The organism is Planococcus chinensis, assembly GCF_042681545.1.
In the GTDB taxonomy this organism is placed as follows: Bacteria; Bacillota; Bacilli; order Bacillales_A; family Planococcaceae; genus Planococcus; species Planococcus chinensis.
In genome coordinates this window covers 880,828-904,309 of record NZ_JBHUFW010000004.1, presented here as the reverse complement: position 1 = coordinate 904,309, position 23,482 = coordinate 880,828, and the positions used below count along the sequence as shown (strand labels likewise).

At 50.7% G+C, this 23,482-nt stretch carries 27 protein-coding genes; all 27 read right to left on the bottom strand.

Annotated features, from left to right (window positions below):
* Positions 1-3 precede the first annotated feature (3 nt).
* Positions 4-1,092, bottom strand: coding sequence for a prephenate dehydrogenase (locus tag ACFSDB_RS06795; RefSeq protein ID WP_204892334.1), 1,089 nt, complete (start codon positions 1,090-1,092; stop codon positions 4-6).
* Positions 1,089-1,472 (bottom strand): chorismate mutase, encoded by a 384-nt coding sequence (gene aroH / locus ACFSDB_RS06790; RefSeq protein WP_204892335.1) that lies wholly within the window; start codon positions 1,470-1,472, stop codon positions 1,089-1,091. Before aroH ends, ACFSDB_RS06795 begins: the two co-directional genes overlap by 4 nt.
* Positions 1,469-2,545 (bottom strand): 3-dehydroquinate synthase, encoded by a 1,077-nt coding sequence (gene aroB, locus ACFSDB_RS06785; protein ID WP_204892336.1) that lies wholly within the window; start codon positions 2,543-2,545, stop codon positions 1,469-1,471. Before aroB ends, aroH begins: the two co-directional genes overlap by 4 nt.
* Before the next feature lie 2 nt (positions 2,546-2,547).
* Positions 2,548-3,720, bottom strand: a complete 1,173-nt coding sequence (gene aroC / locus ACFSDB_RS06780) for a chorismate synthase (protein WP_204892337.1) — start codon at positions 3,718-3,720, stop codon at positions 2,548-2,550.
* A 217-nt stretch (positions 3,721-3,937) separates the two neighbouring features.
* Positions 3,938-4,384, bottom strand: a complete 447-nt coding sequence (ndk, locus tag ACFSDB_RS06775) for a nucleoside-diphosphate kinase (protein ID WP_036801903.1) — start codon at positions 4,382-4,384, stop codon at positions 3,938-3,940.
* Positions 4,385-4,469: 85 nt separating this feature from the next.
* On the bottom strand, positions 4,470-5,435 hold the full coding sequence (gene hepT, locus ACFSDB_RS06770; RefSeq protein WP_377339628.1) for a heptaprenyl diphosphate synthase component II: 966 nt from the start codon (positions 5,433-5,435) through the stop codon (positions 4,470-4,472).
* Positions 5,436-5,467: 32 nt separating this feature from the next.
* Positions 5,468-6,166 carry a demethylmenaquinone methyltransferase gene (locus ACFSDB_RS06765; protein ID WP_204892339.1) on the bottom strand — a complete coding sequence of 233 codons (699 nt, stop codon included), beginning with the start codon at positions 6,164-6,166 and terminating at the stop codon, positions 5,468-5,470.
* Positions 6,167-6,171: 5 nt separating this feature from the next.
* Positions 6,172-6,948: a heptaprenyl diphosphate synthase component 1 gene (locus tag ACFSDB_RS06760; protein ID WP_204892340.1), complete on the bottom strand. Its 777-nt coding sequence runs from the start codon at positions 6,946-6,948 to the stop codon at positions 6,172-6,174.
* Between the two features lie 82 nt (positions 6,949-7,030).
* The gene (mtrB, locus tag ACFSDB_RS06755; protein WP_204892341.1) at positions 7,031-7,252 is read right to left on the bottom strand and encodes a trp RNA-binding attenuation protein MtrB; all 222 of its coding nucleotides are present in this window, start codon (positions 7,250-7,252) and stop codon (positions 7,031-7,033) included.
* Positions 7,253-7,285: 33 nt separating this feature from the next.
* Positions 7,286-7,897, bottom strand: a complete 612-nt coding sequence (folE, locus tag ACFSDB_RS06750) for a GTP cyclohydrolase I FolE (RefSeq protein ID WP_204892342.1) — start codon at positions 7,895-7,897, stop codon at positions 7,286-7,288.
* A gap of 207 nt (positions 7,898-8,104) precedes the next feature.
* Complete coding sequence (locus ACFSDB_RS06745) at positions 8,105-8,377, bottom strand: HU family DNA-binding protein (RefSeq protein ID WP_135500796.1); 273 nt, start codon at positions 8,375-8,377, stop codon at positions 8,105-8,107.
* A 172-nt stretch (positions 8,378-8,549) separates the two neighbouring features.
* Positions 8,550-9,260, bottom strand: a complete 711-nt coding sequence (locus ACFSDB_RS06740; protein WP_204892343.1) for a hypothetical protein — start codon at positions 9,258-9,260, stop codon at positions 8,550-8,552.
* A 10-nt stretch (positions 9,261-9,270) separates the two neighbouring features.
* Positions 9,271-9,474: a DUF2768 domain-containing protein gene (locus ACFSDB_RS06735; RefSeq protein WP_204892344.1), complete on the bottom strand. Its 204-nt coding sequence runs from the start codon at positions 9,472-9,474 to the stop codon at positions 9,271-9,273.
* Positions 9,475-9,561: 87 nt separating this feature from the next.
* Positions 9,562-10,584 (bottom strand): NAD(P)H-dependent glycerol-3-phosphate dehydrogenase, encoded by a 1,023-nt coding sequence (locus ACFSDB_RS06730; protein ID WP_204892345.1) that lies wholly within the window; start codon positions 10,582-10,584, stop codon positions 9,562-9,564.
* 24 nt (positions 10,585-10,608) lie between these two features.
* The gene (der, locus tag ACFSDB_RS06725) at positions 10,609-11,919 is read right to left on the bottom strand and encodes a ribosome biogenesis GTPase Der (RefSeq protein ID WP_204892346.1); all 1,311 of its coding nucleotides are present in this window, start codon (positions 11,917-11,919) and stop codon (positions 10,609-10,611) included.
* A gap of 93 nt (positions 11,920-12,012) precedes the next feature.
* Positions 12,013-13,068 carry a type 2 isopentenyl-diphosphate Delta-isomerase gene (gene fni, locus ACFSDB_RS06720; RefSeq protein WP_204892347.1) on the bottom strand — a complete coding sequence of 352 codons (1,056 nt, stop codon included), beginning with the start codon at positions 13,066-13,068 and terminating at the stop codon, positions 12,013-12,015.
* Complete coding sequence (rpsA, locus tag ACFSDB_RS06715; protein ID WP_204892348.1) at positions 13,069-14,214, bottom strand: 30S ribosomal protein S1; 1,146 nt, start codon at positions 14,212-14,214, stop codon at positions 13,069-13,071. It abuts the gene before it with no gap.
* 72 nt (positions 14,215-14,286) lie between these two features.
* Positions 14,287-14,874 (bottom strand): lysophospholipid acyltransferase family protein, encoded by a 588-nt coding sequence (locus tag ACFSDB_RS06710; protein ID WP_204892349.1) that lies wholly within the window; start codon positions 14,872-14,874, stop codon positions 14,287-14,289.
* A gap of 1 nt (position 14,875) precedes the next feature.
* Positions 14,876-15,550 (bottom strand): (d)CMP kinase, encoded by a 675-nt coding sequence (gene cmk, locus ACFSDB_RS06705; protein ID WP_204892350.1) that lies wholly within the window; start codon positions 15,548-15,550, stop codon positions 14,876-14,878.
* Positions 15,551-15,689: 139 nt separating this feature from the next.
* Entirely contained in the window at positions 15,690-16,370 is a 681-nt protein-coding gene (prsW, locus tag ACFSDB_RS06700; RefSeq protein WP_204892351.1) for a glutamic-type intramembrane protease PrsW, read from the bottom strand.
* Between the two features lie 104 nt (positions 16,371-16,474).
* A complete protein-coding gene (locus ACFSDB_RS06695; RefSeq protein ID WP_204892352.1) occupies positions 16,475-17,449 on the bottom strand; it encodes an asparaginase in 975 nt (324 codons plus the stop codon).
* A 115-nt stretch (positions 17,450-17,564) separates the two neighbouring features.
* Complete coding sequence (locus tag ACFSDB_RS06690; RefSeq protein WP_204892353.1) at positions 17,565-18,539, bottom strand: YpdA family putative bacillithiol disulfide reductase; 975 nt, start codon at positions 18,537-18,539, stop codon at positions 17,565-17,567.
* A 72-nt stretch (positions 18,540-18,611) separates the two neighbouring features.
* Positions 18,612-19,367 (bottom strand): metallophosphoesterase, encoded by a 756-nt coding sequence (locus ACFSDB_RS06685; protein WP_204892354.1) that lies wholly within the window; start codon positions 19,365-19,367, stop codon positions 18,612-18,614.
* Positions 19,368-19,441: 74 nt separating this feature from the next.
* Positions 19,442-20,071 carry a CBS domain-containing protein gene (locus ACFSDB_RS06680; RefSeq protein WP_204892355.1) on the bottom strand — a complete coding sequence of 210 codons (630 nt, stop codon included), beginning with the start codon at positions 20,069-20,071 and terminating at the stop codon, positions 19,442-19,444.
* A gap of 69 nt (positions 20,072-20,140) precedes the next feature.
* Entirely contained in the window at positions 20,141-20,902 is a 762-nt protein-coding gene (locus tag ACFSDB_RS06675) for a LysM peptidoglycan-binding domain-containing protein (RefSeq protein WP_204892356.1), read from the bottom strand.
* Positions 20,903-20,978: 76 nt separating this feature from the next.
* Positions 20,979-22,409, bottom strand: a complete 1,431-nt coding sequence (locus tag ACFSDB_RS06670) for a RecQ family ATP-dependent DNA helicase (RefSeq protein ID WP_204892357.1) — start codon at positions 22,407-22,409, stop codon at positions 20,979-20,981.
* The gene (locus tag ACFSDB_RS06665) at positions 22,406-23,431 is read right to left on the bottom strand and encodes a YpbB family protein (RefSeq protein WP_204892358.1); all 1,026 of its coding nucleotides are present in this window, start codon (positions 23,429-23,431) and stop codon (positions 22,406-22,408) included. The genes ACFSDB_RS06670 and ACFSDB_RS06665 overlap by 4 nt, the downstream gene beginning before the upstream one ends.
* Positions 23,432-23,482: the final 51 nt, after the last annotated feature.

Here is a 23,482-nt window from a genome sequence, read left to right as displayed (position 1 = left end):
CTTTCATGAAATATACGTGTCATAAGCTGTTCTGCTGCGGATGCAAGCCCTTGCCCGCTCGCGGTCTTCAGGCGTCTGGAAACTGATCACCAAAATACCGAAGACATCTTCACGGGTCTCCAGAATGCGCAAATTGACGATGGAAATGCTTTCCTCGGCCAAATAGCCGGTCACTTCTGAAATGATGCCCGGCACGTCCGGAATGTCCACATAGAGATCATAGACGCTGAACATGGCACCGTGGCCGGCAATCGGCAACTCATCGCGGACCGATTTAGCATCCTGGAAATATTTTTCGATCGGCTCCGGTTCATTGGCGATAAGCAGTGTACGCAGCTTTTCCATCTCTTCCATCCAATTCGATAATTGCCGCACAATCTTGTCGTTGTTCTGGGTGGTGATGTCGCGCCACATTTCGGGATTTGACGAAGCAATCCGCGTGATATCGCGGAAACCGCCTGCCGCCAACTGGCGGGCAAAGGGCTGCTCTTCTTCTTTTGCCAATTGGTGGACAAGGGAAGCTGCAATAAGATGCGGGAAATGGCTTACAATGGCGGTCATGTGGTCATGATCGTCCGCAGCCAGCACTTCGACTTTCGCTTTTGTCACCGAAAGGAGGTCTTTCAAAAAAGCGACTTGGCTGTCCGCCACTCCTTCTGCAGGCGTCAAAATATAGAAGGCATTTTCAAACAGCATCTCTTTCGCCGCTTCCACGCCGCTCTTGTGGGAGCCGGCCATCGGATGTCCGCCGATAAAGGCGTGGTCCAACCCTTTGGCAGCATCCATGATCAGCGCTTTGGTGCTTCCGGTGTCAGTCAGAATGACATCTTCCTTCAAGTTCCAAAAACGGCTTTGTTCCATCAATTTCAAGGTAGCGCCGACCGGTGTAGCAAAAACGATGACATCTGCATCGGCAGCAGCTTGTTCAAGCGAAGGTGGAGAGCTGTGGGTGATGCCCATTTTATATGCTTTTCTCGCTGTCAGCGGATCGGCATCATAGCCCGCGACCATCACTTGCGGATGGCGCTGCAGGGCTTTGGCCAAGGATCCGCCGATCAATCCGAGCCCGATGATCAAGACGTTCGTTTTCATAGCGAGGACGCCTCTTTGCTGCCTTGAAGGTCTGGGCGCAGCTTAACCGCTTCATTCAAATAGATGTGCTTGATTTCCTGTTGGGAGATTGCCGTATTGACATGCATCATGATGCGGATGCACAGCGGCATGCTGCCGGGCACGTCCATCTCATGCGTGCACATGACCGGCACGTAAGTCCATTGGTCAATCGTCCGTACCGCTTTTGCGGGAAATGCAGAAGAAATGTCCGTCGTTGTTGAAACGATGACCGATGCAACATCTTCAGGTTCAATCCGGTTCTCTTTTGCCATCTCCAGCACCAAACGCCGAGTTTCTGCAAGAATCTCTTCCGGCTTGTCTGCCTTGACCGTAACGGCCCCTCTTACTCCACGTATCATACTAACACCTCTCTTATTTTTAAACGGAATTCCTCATAAACGATTCTTGCCCGCTCTTCTTCAACCATGTCAAAATTCGGAACGCCCGTCTCCTGAAGCAGCACAAAGTTAAGTGTGCCGCCAGAAGATTTCTTGTCTTTCTTCATGAAGCCGAGAACCTGTTCAAACGGAATCTCTTCCAAGTGATGGAGTGGATAGCCGTTGGACTGGCACCAGGACAAGAAGTCCTCGAATTTCGGATGGCCGGACAGCAGCAGTGCATAACCCATACCCAGTGCGACCGCTTCCCCGTGGGTAATTTTCCCGTAGCCGAGATGGGCTTCGATAGCATGGGCAAGCGTGTGGCCGAAGTTGAGGTATTTGCGGACGCCGCCTTCAAATTCATCTTCTTCGACGATCGCGGCCTTGACGGCAATCCCCTTCTCCAAATGGCCCATCAGTTGTTCATCATCCATTTCAGCAAAAGAACGAATGGCCAAAATTTCTTCCAGCCATTGTTCATTAGAGATAAATGCGTGTTTGGCCACTTCCGCCATGCCGGAACGGATTTCATGCGCTGGCAGCGTGTGCAGAAAGTCGAGATCATAAATGACCGCTTCCGGCTGATAGAACGTGCCGATCATGTTTTTTCCGAGTGGATGATTGATGGCCGTTTTCCCGCCGACAGCGCTGTCATGCGCCAGGATTGTTGTCGGAACCTGAATAAAAGGGATCCCCCTCATGAATGTCGACGCGACAAAACCGGCGACATCCCCAGTTGCTCCGCCGCCAAAAGCAAGAAGCAGGCTCTTCCGGGAACAGCCTTGCTCAAGGAGGAAACTATGGCACGACATGAACACTTCGGCCGATTTTGCGGCTTCGCCGGCAGGCACTGTGAAGACACTGGCTTCGTGGGGCTTGAGGCTCGACAGCAGGCGGCGGAGATGGAGCGATGCCACCGTTTCATCCGCAATGACTGCGATCCGGTCCGCAGCATTCAGTAGCTCCTGGTATTCGGCAGAAAATACATCCACCGCCCCGGGTCCGATATGGACGCTATACGGTTTTCCAGCTTCTACCCGAAGTGCTTTCATGTTTAAAACTCCTTTGTGTAATTCAAGTAGTTCTGCAGATTCTCTTTCAGGCGCGGCATCTGGTCGGCATCAAACTGATCCAGCAATGCGTTTGCCGCTTCCCACGCCACCACATGTTCTGCAACGATGGACGCTGCCGGCACCGCACAGCTGTCGGAACGTTCAATGCTTGCCTGGAAAGGCTCTTTCGTATCGATATCAACGCTTTGGAGCGGCTTGTACAACGTCGGAATCGGTTTCATGACCCCACGGACAATGATTGGCATCCCTGTTGTCATGCCGCCTTCAAAGCCGCCAAGGTTATTCGTACGGCGGGTATAGCCATCGGTTTCATTCCATAGGATTTCGTCATGGACTTCGCTGCCCGGGCGTCTTGCCATTTCAAAGCCCAGCCCGAATTCGACGCCTTTGAACGCGTTGATGCTCATCATGGCGGCAGCCATCTTCGCATCCAGTTTCCGGTCGTAATGGACATAGCTGCCGATTCCGGCCGGCATCCCTTCAACGATCACTTCCACCGTGCCGCCGATCGAATCGCCATTCTTCTTGGTCTGGTCGATCAAATCGGTCATCTGGCCGGTGACGGATGGATCCGCACAATAAACGGCATCCGCTTCCACAAGCTCCCGGATTTCAGCCGCCGTCTTGCCTTGATAGCTTGCCGGATTCACTTTGATGCCGCCGATTTCCGTCACATGCGAGACGATTTCGACGCCCAGCTGCGACAGCAATTGCTTTGCGACAGCGCCGACAGCGACGCGGACTGTCGTTTCACGCGCTGATGACCGTTCCAGGACATTGCGCAGATCCCGGTGGCCATATTTCATGCCGCCGTTCAAATCAGCGTGTCCCGGGCGCGGGCGCGTCAATTGGCGCTTCACTTCGTCTTCATCTTCAATGGGTTCGATGCCCATAATATTTGTCCAATGTTTCCAATCGTCATTTTTCACTACCAAAGTCACCGGGGAGCCCAGTGTTTTGCCATGCCGGACGCCGGAGACAATTTCCACCGTATCCTTTTCAATCTGCATTCTTCTGCCGCGGCCATGGCCGCCCTGGCGGCGCTTCAATTCCTTGTTGATCATTTCTGCCGTCAAGGGCAATTGGGCCGGAAGCCCCTCAATGATGGCGGTCAATTGTGGACCGTGTGATTCTCCTGCTGTTAAATATCGCATGACACTTTCTCCCTTCAACGCGCTAAAGTATTTAAATAACACTATAACATATAGCATTTCAACAATTCTATCTTAAAATCAGTGAAATTCAAACACGATTTTGAATATTGTTTGAAAATACCATTATTTCAATATAGGTTGTGCTAGGAAAGAATGATGTTGCCGCGTAAAATTGGGCAAATAAAAAAAGGCAGCCGCAGCCGCCTTTTGTTCGGGATTAGTTTACCCAGTTGTTGATTGTTTTTTCGTAAGATACCAATTCTTCTTCTTTGAAGAAAAGACCGATTTCGCGTTCAGCGCTTTCAGCCGAATCCGAACCGTGGATCATGTTTTTGCCGACAGTGACTGCGAAGTCGCCGCGGATTGTTCCTGGAGCTGCATCTTTAGGGTTTGTAGCGCCCATCATTTGACGTGCAGTCAAAATAACGTTTTCGCCTTCCCAAACCATTGCGAATACAGGGCCTGAAGTGATGAAGTCAACCAATTCACCGAAGAATGGGCGTTCTTTGTGCTCGCCGTAATGCTCTTCAGCCAATTCAGTCGGGATCTGCATCAATTTAGCGCCTACCAAGTGATACCCTTTTTTCTCAAAACGTGCTACGATTTCGCCGATTACGTTGCGTTGAACGCCGTCAGGTTTAACCATCAAGAAAGTTTTTTCCATTATAAACACTCCTCTATTAAAAGCTCGGGCTTTTTGCCCACCCTAAAAAATACTATCAGTTTGGGGCTATTTGTCAACTGCCGTTTTAAAACTTTCTCTTTCCAATGAAAAATGCGATATTGCGCATCGTCTTCCGCGCCGGCCCTTTCGGCAGCTCATTCAGTTCCTTCAGCGCTTTGCTGAGGTACCGTTCGGAAATCGCTTTCGCCTCATTGATCGCCGGGCTATTGCGGATCGTTTGAACGATGCGAAGGCGCTCTTCATCCGTCAAATCTTTATTGAGGTTCGTTTGCAGCAGCCGGTATATTTCCGGATTGCTGCGGGCACAAAGAATCGGCAGCGTGATATTGCCTTGCAGGAAATCGCTTCCTGCCGGCTTGCCCAGCTCCTCATCCGAAGAAGTGAAGTCCAGGATGTCATCGATGATCTGGAATGACATGCCGATATAATAGCCGAACTTCCGCAAATGGCGGACGGTTTTTTCATCGGCGCCCGAAACCATCGCGCCCAGCTCGCAGCTCGAAGAAATCAGCAGCGCCGTCTTCCGTTTGATGCGCCGCAAATAATCGCGCAAGTTCTGGTCCAGCTTGTATTTATCCTCAATCTGGATGATCTCGCCACGGCAGACTTCAATCATCGTCTTCGACAGCACATGGTGGAGCCTTGGTGAATCGATGTCGGTGATATACTCCAATGCGCGCGCTAGGATGAAATCCCCGGTATACATCGCTACGCTATTGTTCCATTCCGCCTTGACGGTCGGTTTTCCCCGCCTGATTTCGGAATCGTCGATCACGTCATCATGCACGAGCGATGCCATATGGATAAGTTCCAGCGGCACTGCCACTTGCTTCATCACATCCACATTGTAATTGCCGAACTTGCCAGCCAGCAAAACAAAAACAGGTCGGATCCGTTTCCCTCCGGCCTGCAATAAATGAAGAGATGCATCGTTTAATAGAGGAGATTCCGAATCCACTGCCTGTTCCAATTCTTGTTCAATCAAATCCAACTCCGGTTTAATGTCGGAATAGAGCAATTTCAACTTCATCTTTTCCACAAAAATACCCTTCTCCCGCTTGTTTACTTTTTAATCCCCATGTGAAGTGCCGCCGCACCGCCAGTGTAGGGTTTGTATTTCACTTTTTCAAAGCCGACTTTCACAAATAGGCGAGCCAGCGCTTTCATGTCAGGGAAGCTCTTCGCAGACTCCTGTAGCCACGAGTACTCCTGGTAGCTTTTTGCAAACAGTTTTCCGAATACCGGCATGATAAACCGGAAATAGAAGCGGAAAAACGGCTTGAACAACAGATTGTTAGGCTGTGATGTTTCCAGGCAGGCAATCATGCCGCCCGGCTTCAAGACGCGGTGCATTTCCGATAACACTTGCTCATAGTCCGGCACATTGCGCAGGCCGAAACCGATTGTTGCAAAGTCAAAAGAATTGTCCGGAAACGGCAAAGCCATTGCATTGCCCTGGATCAATTCCACTTGCGGCATCGATTTCGTTTTTTCCACGCCGACATTCAGCATATTGCGGCTGAAATCCAACCCGACAACGCGGCCTTCCTCGCCGGCAGCTTCTGCCAGTGCGATGGTCCAGTCAGCCGTACCACAGCAGACGTCAATTGCTGACGCGCCGCGCGGGACTTGCATCTTGTCCATCGTATCTTTCCGCCATTTATTGTGCTGCTGGAAACTGATGACCGAATTCATCTGGTCGTAGTTATCCGAAATCTTTTCAAAAACTTCATGGACTCGCTGTTCTTTTGTTTTCTGCATGTCAGTCATCCTTCTCGGGTCAGCTGCTCAGCTTTATGCTGGTGCGGGGTGATTTGATGGAGCATAAAATTCTTCAATTCATAAGTGAGTGCATAATTGTCGGCCGTCCACAAAATATCTTCGTAGAGGCTTGCCAGCTTATCCTTCAGCCAACGCTCGGTGTGGAGCGGGTGGCGCAATGTCTGGTTCAGCATCCGGATGACCAAGCTCTGGCCGCCTCTTTGCAAACATTCCAGTTCGGTGCCGTAGCGGATATAAGTAAGGACCAATCCAGCAAGCGGCATATACTTCTCAAAGCCGTAGAAATGATAGAAAGAGGACAGCAATTCGGTTTCGATCTGATAGATGGATTGTTCAATTTCATCGATTTTATAAATGTTGCCGTCATAGAAGGCTGCTTTTTTCTCGCTGACTTTGATGATTGCCGTCGCTAAACGCTGGATCATGGCAATATTATTTGCACTGGCCAGCATCTGGTAGTAGATGCCGCTGTAAAAATCGCCGGCCAATACGGTCAGCTGCTGTTTTTTGGTCGCCAGGATATCCTGCTTCACCTGGTCGTGGGCATGCAAGGCGGCATAGACGATAGAAACCGTTTTAGCGGATTCTTCGATGTCGTCAGACCACTGGTTCTGATCAAAAAAAGGCAATAGCAAAAAAAACAAGCGTTCCCGTTGAACCGATGGGCCTTCTGTGAATTTCTCGAGCGTCCGCTGTTTGACCGCTCTCAGCACATCAATCTCCACAGAAGTGATTTTCGAATGTATTTGTTGTTCATTCATACTGCTTGCTCCATTCATGGTTTAGCCATACCATACTTCCTACATTATACCACAGGCAAAGCTTCACCTTCATTCAATAAGCCTACTTTTTCGCTTCGCTTTCCATTACTCCGTGAGCGGTATGCAATTCAGCCTTGCCGCGGATTTTCATGGCAGAAGTATGTTCAGTGAACTGGGCAATCATCACTTCGCCTTTATCAAGCTTTTCGGTATGGTGGAATTTCGTGTCGTTTCCCCGTGTCAATCCGATGACATTCACGCCGTCTTCCAGCGCACGGATCACAATATATTCTGTCTGTGCCATTTTTACACCTGCTTCTGTTTTTTTGGTGAACGTTTAATTCATGTTGATGTAAGTCATGATTTCAGCGCGCTTGATATCATCCGTTTCGAAGATGCCGCGGGATACCGCTGTAACGGTTTTCGCGCCGGGCTTTTTAATGCCGCGCATTGTCATGCACATATGTTCAGCTTCCACCATGACGTAGACGCCATGTGGATTCAGCGTTTCCATCAAGGAATCCGCGATGGTCGATGTAATGCGTTCCTGGAGCTGCGGGCGCTTGGAGACGGTTTCTACTGCACGGGCCAGCTTGCTCAAGCCGGTCACGACGCCGTCGCGTGGGATGTAAGCGATATGGGCCTTGCCAAAAAATGGCACTAGGTGATGCTCGCATGTGGAATAGAACGGGATGTCTTTCACAAGGACCAATTCTTCATGGCCCTCATGGAAAACCGTTTTGAAGTATTCTTTTGGATCTTCCTGCAGCCCCGAGAATATCTCAGCGTACATTTTAGCCACACGTTTCGGTGTATCGAGCAAACCTTCGCGCGACGGGTCTTCACCGACCGCTTCGAGGATCATGGTCACCGCCTGTTCGATTTTGTTCAGATCCACTTTATGGGAATTTGTATTTATCACTATGTTTTCCTCCTGTAAAAGACACATCGTTATGGGTGCTGGTCCACAGCAAGGTGGTTTGCATGCACGCGAGTTCTTTCTTTATAAAGCCGCCAGCCCAGCTCGGCTGCCTGCGCTTTTCTCTCATGAATCGTAGCATATGTAAGGTTTGTTGGCAAAATTGTAAACTCAAAAAAAGAATGGCTTTTGTGGGAACGAATCTCACAAAAGCCATCCTATGTACTGCAAAGAGAATTATTTCACTGCGTCTTTAAGTGCTTTACCTGGCTTAAATGCAGGAACTTTGCTTGCAGCAATTTCGATCTCAGCACCTGTCTGCGGGTTGCGGCCTTTGCGGGCTGCGCGTTCGCGTACTTCGAAGTTGCCAAAACCGATCAATTGTACTTTGTCACCTTTAGTTAGAGCTTCTTGAATCGCTTCAAATGCAGCGTCAACTGCTTTCGCAGCATCTTTGCGAGAAAGTTCAGCTGCTTCAGCAACAGAGTTCACTAATTCTGTCTTGTTCATGCTATTCACCTCCTCTCAAAGGGGATGCAATCGTTCAATCCTGTAAAAAGAGTATCATAACGAAAAATGCATAGCAACAACTAATAGGGCGGTTTCCCAATAAAACAAACAAATATTCAATTATTATCCTTAAAAATCGTCTGTTTTGCGGAAAACCGCGTCATATCAGCTATTATTCCGTTATGAAGACAGGTTCGTTGTTCTCATCCACTGTGTACGGAAGCGAGTAAGCAGGGACGACCGGATTGTCCTCATACAGCAGGAACCGGATGTCCTGGCCAGGCTCGATGGTGCCTTCGTATTCCTGCAGAGCGGAATACAGGTCCATTGAATAGTCCACGAAAACCTCTCCTTGCCCATTGACCACCATCGGCAGATTGCGTCCGGTATACGGGCTTACCACAGTCGGTTCTTCATCAAATCCCATGGCTTCGTGATTGAATTTGTAAACGTTGTCTGCAAGAATTTCCGAAATCGGCGCACGACCGCCGTTTGCGCTCTTGCGGACATTCACGCTGCGGATCGCTTCAGCGATTCGGAGATCCACCAGTTTCACAGTCGGATTTTCTTCGACGTCCATCAACACATATTGATAGATGCCGCCCACTTCGAAAGCGTTCGTGGGCATTTCAGCCATATAGGCCGGCATGATTTTCGAAAAATCGACTGGATATTTGATGAACTGATCAACTTCCATATCGCGGGTTTTGATCGGCAACAACCCGCCGCTCGCTCCCCGGTACTGGTTGACCGCATTCTGGACCGCAATGATCTGGTCTTCATACGGCGTTTCATTTTTCGCCCGTTCACTATCGGGGTACATACAGCCGCCTAAAAGCATGACAATCGCGGCTACGATCAATAACATTGCTGTTTTTTTCATTTCCCTCACCTCATGCGCCGCCTGTAGGGCCGCTGAATACCGTGAACACCATGATGAAGAACCCGAGGATCAGCAATATATAGGCAATTAACGCAAATAAGAATTTTAAGATGCCGTTATTCAGTTTATACCGGCTCAGGTAAATCATTCCCATGGAAATGAGCAGGAATCCGATTCCTGCAAAAGACACCCACATTTTATCTAAAGCACTCATGACGAACCGCCTTTCGTTCAGTTTCAGACCATAGTATAGCACAAAAAAAGAAGCGGCACCGGGGCTCCGCCTCTTCTTTTGTGACAATTAAAGCAAGTTGATCAGATCTTCCATCTCGTTCTTCTTCATGCGGCCCATCAAACGGTCGACCGCTTCTTTTGTCGACACATTTTCAAACAGCACCGCATAAAGGGCGTCTGTAATCGGCATCGGAACGCCGTATGCCCGTGATAATTGGTAGGCGGCTTTTGTGGTCCGGATGCCTTCGACGACCATGCCCATTTCTGTGAGCACTTCATCGATCGACTTTCCTTCGCCAAGCATCTTACCGGCCCGCCAATTGCGGGAATGTACACTGGTGCAGGTGACGATAAGGTCCCCGACGCCCGACAGTCCGGAGAAGGTCAGCGGCGTCGCGCCCATTTTCACCCCGAGCCGTGCGATTTCAGCTAACCCGCGCGTCATGAGCGCCGCTTTCGCATTGTCGCCGTATCCCAGGCCATCCGTGATGCCGACAGCAAGCGCGATGATGTTCTTCAGCGCGCCGCCGATCTCGACACCGATGACGTCCGTATTTGTGTAGACGCGGAAGTAATGGTTCATGAACAAGTCCTGGACGCGTTCCGCCGCTTTCGTGTCCTCACAAGCCGCCGTGACGGTCGTCGGATGCTCGAGGACCACTTCTTCCGCGTGGCTCGGTCCGGACAAGACCACGACATCCTCCAGCCATTCTTCCGGTATCTCTTCGCGGATCATTTCGCTGATCCGCTTCAGGGAATCCGGCTCGATCCCTTTGGAAACATGGACAAAAAGGGCTTTTTTGTCCAGATTCTCCCGGATATCTGCACACACTTCCCGGATCGCCTTGGTAGGGACGGCCAAAACGAACACGTCGGCATGGCGGACTGCCAGCGGCAGGTCGCCCGTCGCCTTCAATGCTTCCGGCAATGCGATTTCTTTGAGGTAGCGCTTGTTTGTATGTTGGTGGTTGATTTCATCCGCCTGTTCAGAACGGTGGGTCCATAACAGCAGATCCTGGCCATTCTGGGCCAGGACATAGCTCAACGCCGTGCCCCAGCTCCCGGCTCCAAAAACCGAAACTTTTTCCATCTTCAACGGCCTCCTTTAAAGCAATTACGTACGTGCCCGTGTAATCAGCCGGATCGGCGTGCCTTCAAAATCAAAGCTTTCCCGGATCCGGTTTTGCAGGAACCGCTCATAGCTGAAGTGCATAAGTTCCGGTTCGTTGACGAACACCACAAACGTAGGCGGCTTGACAGCCACTTGCGTTGCATAATACAGGCGCAGCCGGCGCCCTTTGTCTGTCGGTGCCGGGTTCATCGCCACGGCATCTTCGATCACTTCGTTGAGGATGCTTGACTGGATCCGGCGTGAATGGTTGTCGTTCACTTTGTTGACGATTTCAAAAATATCGTTGACGCGCTTGCCGCTGACGGCAGAAACGAAGATGATCGGCGCATAGTCCAAGAACAGGAAATGTTCACGGATATTCCGCGTAAAGACATTCATCGTTTTTTCGTCTTTTTCGATTGCGTCCCATTTGTTGACCACGATGATCACGGCTTTTCCAGCTTCGTGTGCATACCCGGCAATTTTCTTGTCCTGCTCCTGGATGCCTTCTTCTGCATTCAGGACCACCAGAACAACGTCGGAGCGTTCGATGGCGCGAAGGGCGCGCAAGACACTGTATTTTTCAGTCGTCTCGTAGACTTTCCCTTTTTTGCGCATTCCCGCTGTATCGATGATGACGTATGGCTGGCCCTCATAATCGTATTGCGTATCGATGGCGTCGCGGGTAGTTCCGGCGATATCGCTGACAATGACCCGCTCTTCGCCCAAGAATGAATTGACAAGCGAAGATTTGCCGACATTCGGCCGGCCGATCAATGAAAACTTGATGACGTCGTCCGGATATTCCTCTTCTTCGTCTTTCGGGAAATTCTTCGCCACTTCATCAAGAAGGTCGCCAAGCCCAAGACCGTGTGAGCCGGAAATCGGGAATGGTTCGCCGATACCGAGCGTATAGAAATCATAGACCATGTGGCGCATATCCGGGTTGTCGATTTTATTGACTGCCAGAATAACAGGCTTTTTGGTGCGGTAAAGAATTTTCGCGACTTGCTCATCCTGCGAAGTTACGCCGTCCCGGCCGTTGACCAGGAAGATGATGACGTCCGCTTCGTCCATCGCGATTTCGGCTTGCTGGCGGATCTGTTCCAGGAAAGGCTCATCGCTTAAATCGATGCCCCCTGTATCAATAATGTTAAATTCATGCGTCAGCCAATCTGCTGAACTGTAGATACGGTCACGCGTAACACCTGGAATATCTTCCACGATGGATACCCGTTCCCCGACCACGCGATTGAAAATCGTGGACTTCCCTACATTCGGCCGGCCAACAATTGCTACTACCGGTTTTGACATAATAAATTCATCCTTCCACTTCTGATATTCCCATTATACACGAAAAAGGTGATGGCATCTTGTAAATGTCCATCACCCCAAAAGGTGTAATTTTCAGTTTTTCGTGCGGTTAGCAAATGCCTGTGGGTGGTACCCTCGCATTTCAAGGTAATGGTGCAGCTCCCCCGAGATGACTGCCGGACAATTCCGCAGCCCGGCAAGCTCTTTTTCGCCGAGCGCTGTCATCATCATCCGCAGGTCCTCTTCCAGCCAACGGATCTCTTCGATCAGCCGGCCTTCTCCTTCGTCGACCGCCGCTTTCAGGAAAGAGCCGGCCAGCCCTGCGGCATCTGCGCCCAGTACAAAGGATTTAATGATATCCTGTGCACTCTGGATGCCGCCGGAAGCAAGCACAGTCCCAGGAAAGACGCTCCGCGCTTCAACAATCGCTGCCGCGGTCGGCACACCCCATTCATGAAAGAAAGCCAGCTTGCGTGCCCGGCGCTCGTTTTCGATCGCCGCGAAATTCGTGCCGCCGTATCCTCCGACATCCACTGCCGCAATGCCGGTCCCTGCTAATTGAAGGGCGGCCTCACGCGAAATGCCGAAACCCGTTTCCTTCACAATGACAGGCACATCCAGACAATCGGCGATATCGGCAATCCGCTCCAGCGCCCCTTTGAAGTCCCGGTCGCCTTCCGGCATAGTCAGCTCCTGGATGACATTCAAGTGGATCTGTAGCGCATCTGCGCCGATCATCTCTACAGCCTCCTGTGCCTGAACGGCAGTGGCTTCACTGCCCAGATTCCCGATCAAAAAACCGTCCGGGTTCTCTCTGCGTACAATTTCATAGGAAGCCCGCTCGCTCGGGTCTTTCAACGCCGCCATCTGCGAGCCGACTGCCATCGCAATGCCGGTCTCTTTGGCCGCCCGGGCAAGCAGCGCATTCAATTCGAGCGTTCCTGCACCGCCCCCGCCGGTCATGGCATTAATAAAAACAGGTGATTTCAAGTTCAAATCACCTGTCTTAGGCCGGATGCTGGTGTCTGCGAAGCCAATTCCGGGAAGCGCCTGATGGACGAGACGGATATCATCAAACATGGCGCCTCTTCCCTGGCCTGTGGACATCGCAAAACGTATATGGTCCATTTTCCGTTCAGCTCTGGACATTTATTCGGATTTGAACCCTTTTAATTTGTCCCCGATCACGTCGCTGATGGAGAATCCGCTAGATTCTTCCGGCATTTCATAATCGGAATAATCCTGTTCCGCTTCTTTTTCCTGTAGTTCCTTGATGCTGAGCGACAGGCGCTTGTCGGTCTTATTGACATCAAGCACTTTGACCTGTACTTCCTGGCCTTCTGTCAGCACTTCATGAGGTGTTGCGATATGCTTGTGTGCTATTTGGGAAATGTGCACGAGCCCTTCGACGCCTGGCAGCACTTCTACAAATGCACCGTAGCTTACAAGGCGCTTGACCTTCCCGGTATGGACGGAGCCTTTTGGCGCTTTTTCTTCGATTGCATCCCATGGCCCAGGCAATGTATCTTTGATCGACAGCGAGATCCGCTCGGAATCCCGGTCCACTGACAGGACTTTAACCGTGACGTCCTGGCCTTCTTTGACCACGTCCGACACCTTCTCCACATGTTCATGAGACAGTTGGGAAATGTGGACAAGCCCGTCCACGCCGCCGATATCGACAAATGCGCCGAACGACGCAATCCGCTGGACTTTGCCTTTCAGGACATCGCCCGGATGGATGGAATCCATCACTTCTTCCTTCTGCGACTCTTTTTCCAATTCGACGACAGCACGGTGGGAAAGGATCAGGCGGTTGTTCTCCTTCTCCATTTCAACAATTTTGAATGTCATCGTCTTGCCTTTATAATCTTCAAATGATTCAACGAAATAATCTTCCACCAATGAAGCCGGGACAAACCCTCTGACCCCCAGGTCAATTACAAGGCCGCCTTTAACGACGTCCTTCACTTCCGCTTCGATGATTTCGCCTGACTCGAACTTCTTCTCCAAATCATCCCATGCCTGTTCGGCATCCACTTTGCGTTTGGACAACACGAAGTTCTCTTCTTCGACTTTTGTAATGACCAAGTCCAGGGTGTCGCCTTCCTGAACCGAATCCGATGCTTTTTCGATGTGGAGGCTCGACAATTCACTGATCGGAATAACCCCATCAAAAGGCGCACCATCAATTGTAACGGTCACTGCTTTTTCTTCGATCTTAAGAACTGTACCTTTTACCCGGTCTCCCACTTGGAAGTCCCGGTTTTCCATCATGTTCATTTCCTCAGACATCAGTAGCCCTCCTTCACAAACTATCCACTTTCTATTTTATTCGAATTCTCTAATAAAAACAAAAATTAACCCTCATTTTTTACTATATTGATCCAAAAGCGCCTGGATGGATGCCATGATTTGTTCTGTCACTTCATCGGCTGAAGCTTTCCGCTCACGGAAAGGCTCCATCCGAAGCGGCTCCCCGTAAACCACTTTTACTTTCCGGAACATTTTATACGGGCCAATGATAGCGCATGGAACCACGTCGGCATTGCCCCGGAGCGCGAAAAATCCTGCGCCGCTCAAGCCTTTTTTCAAAACTCCGTCGGTCGAACGCGTCCCTTCCGGGAACAAGCCGACGACATCGCCGCCTTTGAGGATTTTCAACGCCATCCGCAGCGCTTCGCGGTCGCTCATGCCCCGCTTGACTGGAAAGGCATTCACCTGCGGCAAAATGGGCCCCAGCACCGGAAGCTTGAAGAGCTCCTCTTTGGCCATGAAATGGACTGTGCGCGGCGCTGTCATCCCGACAACCGGCGGGTCGAGTGCGTGGATATGGTTGGCGCATAGTAGAATGCCGCCTTCTTTCGGGAAATTCTCAGCCCCGATCACTTCGAAACGGTAGAGCGGGCTAAGGGCCCCTTTTACCAGTGCTTTGCCAAATGCATAAAGATTCACGTCACTTCAACCTTTCTTTTGCCAATTGCATGATTTTGTCCGCCGCTTCCTGAATCGACAAATTGGTGGTGTCAAGGAAGATGGCATCATCCGACTGGCGCAGCGGGGAAGATTCCCGTTCACTGTCCATTTTGTCGCGCGTGGCGATTTCCGCCTGCAATTCCGCAAGCGGCGTGTCGATTCCGCGGTTTTTATTGTCATCATAGCGGCGGCGTGCCCGTTCTTCGACCGTTGCGGACATGTACACTTTCAGTGCAGCTTCCGGCAGGACATGGGTGCCGATGTCCCGGCCGTCCATGACGACGCCCCGGCCTTCAGCGAGCTGGCGCTGGAGCTCCACCATGCGCTCGCGTACGAGCGAATGGGCGGCCATTTCCGAAACGGCTTTCGTGACGTGCTGGGTCCGGATTGCTTCCGTCACGTCTTCGTTGTCCAAGAAAACAAGCTGCCCGGCCTCCGTCGGCTGCAGATCGATTTCTGTCCGCAGCAGCAGTTCCCCCGCTTCTTCGTTGCTGGCCATGTTGATGCCCTCATTCAGCGCTTTCAATGTGATCGCCCGATACATCGCACCGGTGTCAATATATGTATACCCTAATTGTTCTGCCACTATTTTTGCAATCGTACTTTTTCCGGCTGCTGCCGGACCGTCGATGGCTATTTGGATTGGATTCGTCAAAAAGTCTCACCTCATAAAGTGTATTGAACTCATTTTACCATAAGGAAAGCGGCGATGCCTACGTCCGCTCTGGGCGGCCGCATAAAAAAAGCCATGCGGGGCAAGGGGTTTTTCGGCACATAAAAAAACAGTCCGGTGCTCATGGGAGCAGCGAACTGTTGTCGTGGTAATGGGAAAGGGATAGTTGATGGGCCTGCTTGACTTTCCGGAGGCCGAACCACCAAAGAAACAGCATGAAAGGGATGACGCTATAGGACCACACCGAATTGCTGTACAATATCGCATTATATGCCAGATGCAGCAGCAGCGAACCGAACAGTGCGACTCCGAGCCACTTGCGGCTGCTTTTGCCTTCCGAAAACTTGGCTCTTCCGAGATAATAGCCCATCACCACTCCGAACAGCGCGTGGCTGGATACCGGAAGAAAAGCTCGGATAAAGGCTGTCTGGAGGCCGAATTCCAGCAGATAAAGAATATTCTCCACTGTCGCGAATCCCAGCGAAACACTGGCGCCATAAAGGATACCGTCGTACGGATCTTCAAAATCGATGTGCCGGTAAACGGCGATGAGCAGCACAAGCCACTTGAAGAATTCCTCCAGCATGCTTGGAAAAAGCACGCTTTTGGTGAACAGGTATTGGAAAACCCGCTCCGCTTCAAATACATACTGGATAAAGAGAATCGGAAACGTCATGACAGCTCCGTAGACAAAGCATTGGAAGAGCAATTTGGAAGGTTCTTCTGCAAATTCATCGCGCAAATAGAAGTAACTGAACAATGCCAAACTCGGAGCAATCGCAACTGTTAGTAGTATGATCATATGATTGCCCCTTCGCTCAGATTCCTTCCATTATACCATGATTTCCCACTTCCAAAAACTCCCGAAAGGGCACGGATTCTTTCTTGCTTCCACCATGCAGCGGCCTATCCCTGTTTTACAAAAGCGTCCGCGCCGACTTCGCTGCGGCGGGAAAGCAGGACCGCCAATTTGAGTCGCGCTTTTTTGGAATCGTAGTCACTGCCAAGCAATACGCCTTTTTGCATCAAATCATGCGCACTTCCAGGATATCCGTAGCTCGGATAAACGCGTCCTTCTTCCGCACTTGTCGCCAAAACTACGGCGATCCCTTTTTGAACCGCACGCTCGATCGCTTCGACCATATGCGGCGAAACTTGTCCGCGGCCTGCCGCTTCAAGCACGATGCCTTTTGTCCGGCCGGCAGCCAGCATATCGATTATGTATCCGTCCTGCCCGGAATGGCATTTGACAATGTCGACCCGCGGCAACTCTTCCGCAACTTCCAGGACTTCGTGGGTGATGGGCTTCTGGTAGACGCTCACGACGTCATTGTCGATGATCCCCAAATAGCCGTGCCCGAATGAATCAAAGCCCTGCAAGTTGCTTGAATGCACTTTTTTGACATAACGGGCGCTGTAGATCCGTTCATTGAAGACCACGACTGTACCGACGCCGGCAAGCGTCCGGTCGACCGAAACGTAAATGGAATTGCGCAAATTGGAATAGACATCCGTCCCCACATCGTCCGGTGAACGCTGCGAGCCTGTCACGACGATTGTGCGGTCGTTCTCAATCGTCAGATCAAGGAAATAGGCCGTTTCTTCAAGCGTGTCTGTGCCGTGCGTTACGACGACCCCGTCCACCGACGGATCCGCGAGTTCGGTCTCGATGGCTTCACGCAGCTTCAGCATTTCATCAAAGCCGATGTGCATGCTGGGCAACTGGAAGACGTCAATTACGTTCACTTCGATCTCTTCCGGCAGCTGGCAAAGCGCAGCAAGCTCCTTCCCGGAAATCGCTCCGGAACGGAGCAGCCCTTTTTCAATTTCCCGGCTGGCAATCGTGCCGCCGGTCGTGATCAAAGAAACTTTTTTATTCATAAGCTAGCACCCTTTCTATGATTTTATTTTACACGATTAAGCCCTTGGAAGGAGCCTTTTCTTGCCATAAAAAAACTGCAGGCGTCCGAAGTGTCCGGAAGCGCTGCAGCCACGTTCATCGATCAGCCATATTTTCTTTGGACGCAATCGCTTCGGCAATCAACCCGCCGTGAAAGCGCCCGTTCTCAATGAAGATTTCATTGGCATTGTTGCCGGCTGCAATAACGCCGGCGATAAAGAGGTTATCTACATTCGTTTCCATCGTCGCTTCATCAAAATGCGGCCGGCCGCTCTCAGGGTCGATCGTGATGCCCATGTCGACCAGAAACTGGTGGTCCGGATGGTAGCCGATCATCGCAAAGACAAAATCGTTCGGAATCGTGCATTTTAAATCGTTCACGGTCATCTCTACTTCCGTTTCGCCGATTTTGTCGACGATGGAATCGAAGAGCATCGTGATTTCCCCTTTCCGGACGAGGCCGTCGAATTCCGGAAGGATCCACGGCTTGATGCTTTTGGAATAGCTGGTGCCATGATAGGAAACTGTAACCCGGCTTCCGGCTTTATGGAGCTCAAGCGCTGCATCGACCGCCGAGTTTTTGCCGCCGATGATCAGCACGTCTTGGTCGAAGAAGGGATGTCCTTCTTTGAAGTAATGCATTACTTTCGGCAGGTCCGCCCCTTCTACGTCCAATCGGTTCGGATTGTCGTAATAGCCTGTTGCTGCAACCACATATTTTGCGGCATACGTCCTTTTGGAGGTTTCCACTTTAAAACCGTCGCCCTTGGTGACTTTCAAAACCTTTTCAAACGGCCGCACATCGATCCCGCTCCGCTTCACCACTTCCCGGTAGTAGACGAGCGCCTGGTTGCGCTTTGCTTTCCGGTCTTCCGTGATGAAAGGGATGTCGCCGATCGACAGCTTCTCGCTGGAACTGAAAAAGGTCTGATGCGTCGGGTAGTGGTAGATGGCATTGACGATATTGCCTTTTTCGATGACTACTGCCCGCATGCCCTTTTTCTGTATATCGATGGCTGCCGCCAGACCGCACGGCCCTCCGCCTATTATCAGTACATCTGTGTTTTCCATAAAACCCTCTCCCAAGTCAGAATCTCTCAGTCAAGCATAGAAGATGCCGGACCGCTGTGGCAATCGTAAAGCTCACGGGCTTTCCGGAGCGATCGTCAAATGGTGGAATTCCGCTTCCGCTCCAAGCCGCAGCGGCAGCTTTGTCGTGCCGTAGCCATTGCTGATCAATTGGATGACACCCCCGGTTTTACAGAGCCGCCCCTTATTATAGATGCCGTAAGGGCCAAAGCGGATCTGCCCCCCGTGGGTATGGCCGGCAAGCTGGAAGTCCACCCGGTGCTTGCTGTTCACCCGTTCAAAAATAAACGGCGTATGGGAAACAAAAATGACGGTGTCGGCCGCTTCGACTTCTGAAAATGCCAGATCGATGCCGTTTTTCCGGTAAGCGAACGGATCGAGTCCGACTAATTTTAAATGTGGTTGGCCGAAAAGCGGAACCGATTCATCCTCCAATACCGTGACTTCATATTTCTTGAAAAGCTGCCGCAATTTCTCTTCCTCAACTTCCCGGTCGTTATTTCCCCAGACGAAATAGACCGGCGCATGCCGGCTGAGGACGTTCAAATTCCATTCCACACGCTCCAGCGGCACACCGCCCTCGACCAAATCGCCTCCGATGACAATGACATCCACAGGAAAGCTGCTTATAGAAGCGGGCAGCTTTCTTCGGTGAATATCAGAAATGAACAGCATGTCAAACGGCTCGAACGGTTTCTCCGCTTTCAGGATGACCGTGTCGCGCTTAAGGTTGTTTTGGAAAGCATTCCGCAACATAAAAAGAAGCAGGCTTGCCGATGCAGCAAGTCCGCCGGTGATCACTTTCTTCATAAATACTTCCCTTCCAATGAATAAAGAGGCATAAGCGAAGCTCTGCTCATGCCTCTTTATAAGTTAGTCCATGTTCAATCTTCCGCGATATCCATCACACGGAACCCGGATTTCTCCAGTTCTTTCAAGAAGCGCTCCAAATTGTCCTTTTTCTTGATCTTCAGGACGATCCGGCGGACCAGTTTATCTGTCTCATCAAACGTGACGAGTGAAATCACTGATTCCTTGTACTTCTCAATTATATCAGCTAATCGTCCGATGCGCCCTTCAGATTCCACCGAAGTGAAAGTGATGCGCGTGCCTTCCTCCCTCATGCCGAAAGCACTTTCCAATTGCGTCATGACGTCATAGCGTGTGACGATTCCGAGAAATTCAGTTCCGTCGACAACGGCGATAATCGGAAAATCGTTCAGTTCCACAATCGCTTTCTCAAAAACATCATCAAGTTTGAGGCTTACATCCTGATTGACGGCTACTTCCTGTACTTTTGTTTCTTTGATAAATTCTTCTTTGCTCTTGCCTGAACGGAAGAACGCCTGGCTGGTATGGTACCACGTAAACATGCCCAGGAATTTGGTGCCGTCGATGACCGGCAATGCATCAATTCCGTGCTTTTCGAGCAATTCGAATCCCTTTTCCACAGTATCGGTCGGTTTTACAGTAAAACATTTTTCTCTTTTAACCATTACACTTTTCACAAACATGCTTTTCACCTCTGCCTTAAACTTTTCCTGCTCTTATAGGTTTCGCCACAAGTGGGCAGAATTCCTTTTTTAAGGCAACACCAATGTCGAGCCGACGCTGATTTCGTTCGAGCTCAAGCCGTTCGCCTGTTTGATCTTTTCAACTCCGGCACTTGCTCCGGCAGCTCCATACGTATTAACGGCAATGCGGTAAAGGGTTTCACCAGGCTGGACCGTATGGGTTTTTGATGGTGTCTGCTTTTCTTCCTGCTCTTTTTTCTTTTCAGCCGCTGCTTGTTCCTGTTTCCGCTTGGCTTCGGCTTGTTCGCGCTCACGCTGAGCCTGCGCTTTGGCAGCAGCTTCTTTTTCAGCTTGCAGCCTCTGAGCCTGCGCTTTTTCTGCAGCTGCCTTTTCAGCCGCCGCTTTTTCTGCGGCTGCTTTCTCTGCGGCCGCTTTTTCTGCCGCCGCTTTTTCAGCTTCAGCTTTTTCTGCAGCCTGCTGTTTTGCCGCTTCTTCGTCTGCATCCGGCGTCTGTTCGTCCGACGCCTCATCATCAGAAGCAACAGGCATTTCCGGGGTTTCAGGAGCCTGAGATTCGAGGCTGACTTCGTTGTTGACGGAACTTGCTGTTAAGGTATCGTCCGGTTCGTAAAAAGCTGCGACATAAATAAGAATGGTAACCGGGATTAAAATAAAAAGGAAAAATAAGGTTGGCAGCAAAATGCTTCTATTCTTTTTTGGTTTTTCTTTGGTCGTTTTACGGTAGGCCCTTCTGGAGGGAGCCGAATTGCTGTTGACGGTTATTTCCTGGCGCCCTTTTTCGATGGCTTCACGATAATCTTGGTTTCCCATAGTCGACTGCTCCTATCCTATCTGATAAATCTATTATGCCTAAAACAGACGTCTTTGTAAACGGATTAACGGAAGATTATGCCAGTGGCAATAGTCCATTCAGACGGGTTTGCCAATTATCAATTGTAGATTTATCGTTCTTTGCTTTGCTGATAATAAACCTCGAATAGTCGATTCCGTCGTTGCTGCAGCAGTTTGCAGGTTTTTTTTGCAGGTCTTGTTCAAAGGCGGACAATAGATACTCCCGAAGGCAGCCCTCAAAATGGATGAACTTTTTTATTTTATCAATCTGCTTGAGTTTGCCTCTTTGCAAGCTTTCGATCTGCTGATGAGTTTCCTCGAGGCTCAATCGAGAAAGCCAGTAAGACCCGACCCGGTAAGCCGTTTCCCGGACAATCCCTTCATCGACCAACCGTCTGGCATCGCCCTTTGCGGCAGCCAGTTCATCGATTTCGCGGCGCGTCGGCAATTCATCCATGACGAGGCTGCCCATGAGCCCTTCATCGCCTTCTGCATAAAGCAATGTTGCCAGCGCAGGTTTGCCGTCACGCCCTGCCCGGCCGATTTCCTGGACGTAGCCTTCAATCGAAGTCGGCAGCTGGAAATGGATGACATGCCGGATGTCCGCAATATGGACGCCCATGCCGAATGCATTTGTCGAACACACCCAGTCGAGTTCCCCGTTCTGGAATTGCTGCTGGACGAAAATGCGGTCCTGGTGCTCCATGCCGCCATGGTAATAAGCTGCCGAAATGCCGAGAGACGCCAGAACATCAGCCAGCTCCTGTGATTTCCGGCGCGTACCGGTGTAAATGATTCCAGGGCCTCCGCTTTGGAGCACGAATTCCTCCAGCCAGTCCTGCTTTTCTTTAGACGTAAGGAAACGTTTGATATCGTATGCGATATTCGGCCGGTCCATTGCGTGCTTATAGACAAACGGCTCCTTTAATTGAAGGTAGCCTTTGATTTCTTCCGTCACTTTCGCCGTAGCGGTAGCAGTTAGGGCAAGGATCTGCGGATGGCCGATAACAGGAAGGATTTCGGCGATCCGCAAATAATCCGGGCGGAAATCAAAGCCCCACTGGGAAATGCAATGCGCTTCGTCGGCGACCAATAGAGAGATCCGGATGCGCTGAAGCTGCTTTTTGACAAACGGCTGCACCAGCATTTCAGGAGAGACAAAAATGAACCGGTAACTGCCGAGCTGGCTCCAGATTTTCTCTTTCTCTTCCGGCTTCAAAAAGGAATTGATGGCGACGACTGATTTCTCGCCCATTTTCTTTAATTGTGCCACTTGGTCCTGCATCAATGACAGGAGCGGCGACACAATCAGCACGCTCCCAGTAAGCAGATGGGCCGGCAATTGGTAGCACATCGATTTGCCCATTCCTGTCGGCAGAAGCGCAATGACATCTTTTCCTTGGAGCACTTGTTCGATGACTTCCCGTTGGCCCGGGCGGAATGTGTCAAACCCGTATGTAGTATAGAGCAATTCTTCTAGTTTCATTTCGGCACCTCCTTGACTGCCAATGCCAGGCGGATCTGAAAATAAGTCGCATCCGGCAGCCGGTCTTTGATTTCGCGGAGCCGTTTGGTTTTTCGTTCGCTGCTGATCTCCATGATTTGCCTGTACAGATTCTCCGGTACGAATGCGGTGTAGTTGAAAAAAGGATCATTCATGGCCAATTCGACAAAATGGTCTTCAATCGTGCTCTTTTTCAAGTTCCGGACGGCAGCTATCTCTTCGAGGGACAGGCCCTGTTCAAACAACTTCTCGGTCCGGCGCGTCGAATCCGTCAAAGCGGATTGCTCAATGACGCCTTCGAGGAGCGGCAGGAGCAAAGGGAATTCTTTGGACTCCAGAACATCGAGCCATGTATGGAGCGCTTCAATGACCGCCAACTGGGCATCCAGAGGATGGATCCCTTGGCCTGCAGCAATCTGCGACCAGGTCAAGCCGCTCAATCCCTTGCCGGACATCCGCTGCATGAGCATCAATTTTTGGCTATCCGGTATCCGTGTACGTTCCAGGCTCACCTCTATTTCCGCCTTGAAGGACCGGACGGTGTCCATTTCCCTGAAGCGGATCGCCTTTAAATAGCGCTTGACCCAGCCTTGCACGTCTTCGGCATTGTGGACTGGGTCGAAATTGAATTCCTGCTGGCTGGTGTAGGACAATGTTTGGACGATCAGCGATAAGCGCCGGAGGAAAACCGCTTCATTGCCCCGGTACTTCCATCCATTGACGCTGACCGGCGGAATTTCCAGTTCGAAGGCAGCATCTGCCAGATCGATCACTTCATCGTTCGGGCGGAGCAGGTTCCGCGTAAATAGGCTCTTAACCACGTCGTCATACATCGCCTTTTCAAGCTTCGGCATGACCGCAAAATATGGATATAATTGGTAATAACCGATATCCTGGATCGTTTGTCCCGATTTCTTCCCTTTGATCAAATGATAAGGTGAAGACAGCGTGCGCTCCAGATTTACCGCTTTCATGATGGAAATTAAAAATTCATCGAATAGCAAGGGGCACCTCCTGACGGTTTTTGGTTGAAAATCCGGACAAACACCTTTAGA

Bases quoted from the DNA above. Each gene is read 5' to 3' on its own strand.
- ACFSDB_RS06795 (WP_204892334.1), bottom strand. From the start codon at position 1,092: ATGAAAACGAACGTCTTGATCATCGGGCTCGGATTGATCGGCGGATCC.
- aroH (WP_204892335.1), bottom strand. From the start codon at position 1,472: ATGATACGTGGAGTAAGAGGGGCCGTTACGGTCAAGGCAGACAAGCCG.
- aroB (WP_204892336.1), bottom strand. From the start codon at position 2,545: ATGAAAGCACTTCGGGTAGAAGCTGGAAAACCGTATAGCGTCCATATC.
- aroC (WP_204892337.1), bottom strand. From the start codon at position 3,720: ATGCGATATTTAACAGCAGGAGAATCACACGGTCCACAATTGACCGCC.
- ndk (WP_036801903.1), bottom strand. From the start codon at position 4,384: ATGGAAAAAACTTTCTTGATGGTTAAACCTGACGGCGTTCAACGCAAC.
- hepT (WP_377339628.1), bottom strand. From the start codon at position 5,435: ATGAAGTTGAAATTGCTCTATTCCGACATTAAACCGGAGTTGGATTTG.
- ACFSDB_RS06765 (WP_204892339.1), bottom strand. From the start codon at position 6,166: ATGCAGAAAACAAAAGAACAGCGAGTCCATGAAGTTTTTGAAAAGATT.
- ACFSDB_RS06760 (WP_204892340.1), bottom strand. From the start codon at position 6,948: ATGAATGAACAACAAATACATTCGAAAATCACTTCTGTGGAGATTGAT.
- mtrB (WP_204892341.1), bottom strand. From the start codon at position 7,252: ATGGCACAGACAGAATATATTGTGATCCGTGCGCTGGAAGACGGCGTG.
- folE (WP_204892342.1), bottom strand. From the start codon at position 7,897: ATGTGTCTTTTACAGGAGGAAAACATAGTGATAAATACAAATTCCCAT.
- ACFSDB_RS06745 (WP_135500796.1), bottom strand. From the start codon at position 8,377: ATGAACAAGACAGAATTAGTGAACTCTGTTGCTGAAGCAGCTGAACTT.
- ACFSDB_RS06740 (WP_204892343.1), bottom strand. From the start codon at position 9,260: ATGAAAAAAACAGCAATGTTATTGATCGTAGCCGCGATTGTCATGCTT.
- ACFSDB_RS06735 (WP_204892344.1), bottom strand. From the start codon at position 9,474: ATGAGTGCTTTAGATAAAATGTGGGTGTCTTTTGCAGGAATCGGATTC.
- ACFSDB_RS06730 (WP_204892345.1), bottom strand. From the start codon at position 10,584: ATGGAAAAAGTTTCGGTTTTTGGAGCCGGGAGCTGGGGCACGGCGTTG.
- der (WP_204892346.1), bottom strand. From the start codon at position 11,919: ATGTCAAAACCGGTAGTAGCAATTGTTGGCCGGCCGAATGTAGGGAAG.
- fni (WP_204892347.1), bottom strand. From the start codon at position 13,068: ATGTCCAGAGCTGAACGGAAAATGGACCATATACGTTTTGCGATGTCC.
- rpsA (WP_204892348.1), bottom strand. From the start codon at position 14,214: ATGTCTGAGGAAATGAACATGATGGAAAACCGGGACTTCCAAGTGGGA.
- prsW (WP_204892351.1), bottom strand. From the start codon at position 16,370: ATGATCATACTACTAACAGTTGCGATTGCTCCGAGTTTGGCATTGTTC.
- ACFSDB_RS06695 (WP_204892352.1), bottom strand. From the start codon at position 17,449: ATGAATAAAAAAGTTTCTTTGATCACGACCGGCGGCACGATTGCCAGC.
- ACFSDB_RS06690 (WP_204892353.1), bottom strand. From the start codon at position 18,539: ATGGAAAACACAGATGTACTGATAATAGGCGGAGGGCCGTGCGGTCTG.
- ACFSDB_RS06685 (WP_204892354.1), bottom strand. From the start codon at position 19,367: ATGAAGAAAGTGATCACCGGCGGACTTGCTGCATCGGCAAGCCTGCTT.
- ACFSDB_RS06680 (WP_204892355.1), bottom strand. From the start codon at position 20,071: ATGTTTGTGAAAAGTGTAATGGTTAAAAGAGAAAAATGTTTTACTGTA.
- ACFSDB_RS06675 (WP_204892356.1), bottom strand. From the start codon at position 20,902: ATGGGAAACCAAGATTATCGTGAAGCCATCGAAAAAGGGCGCCAGGAA.
- ACFSDB_RS06670 (WP_204892357.1), bottom strand. From the start codon at position 22,409: ATGAAACTAGAAGAATTGCTCTATACTACATACGGGTTTGACACATTC.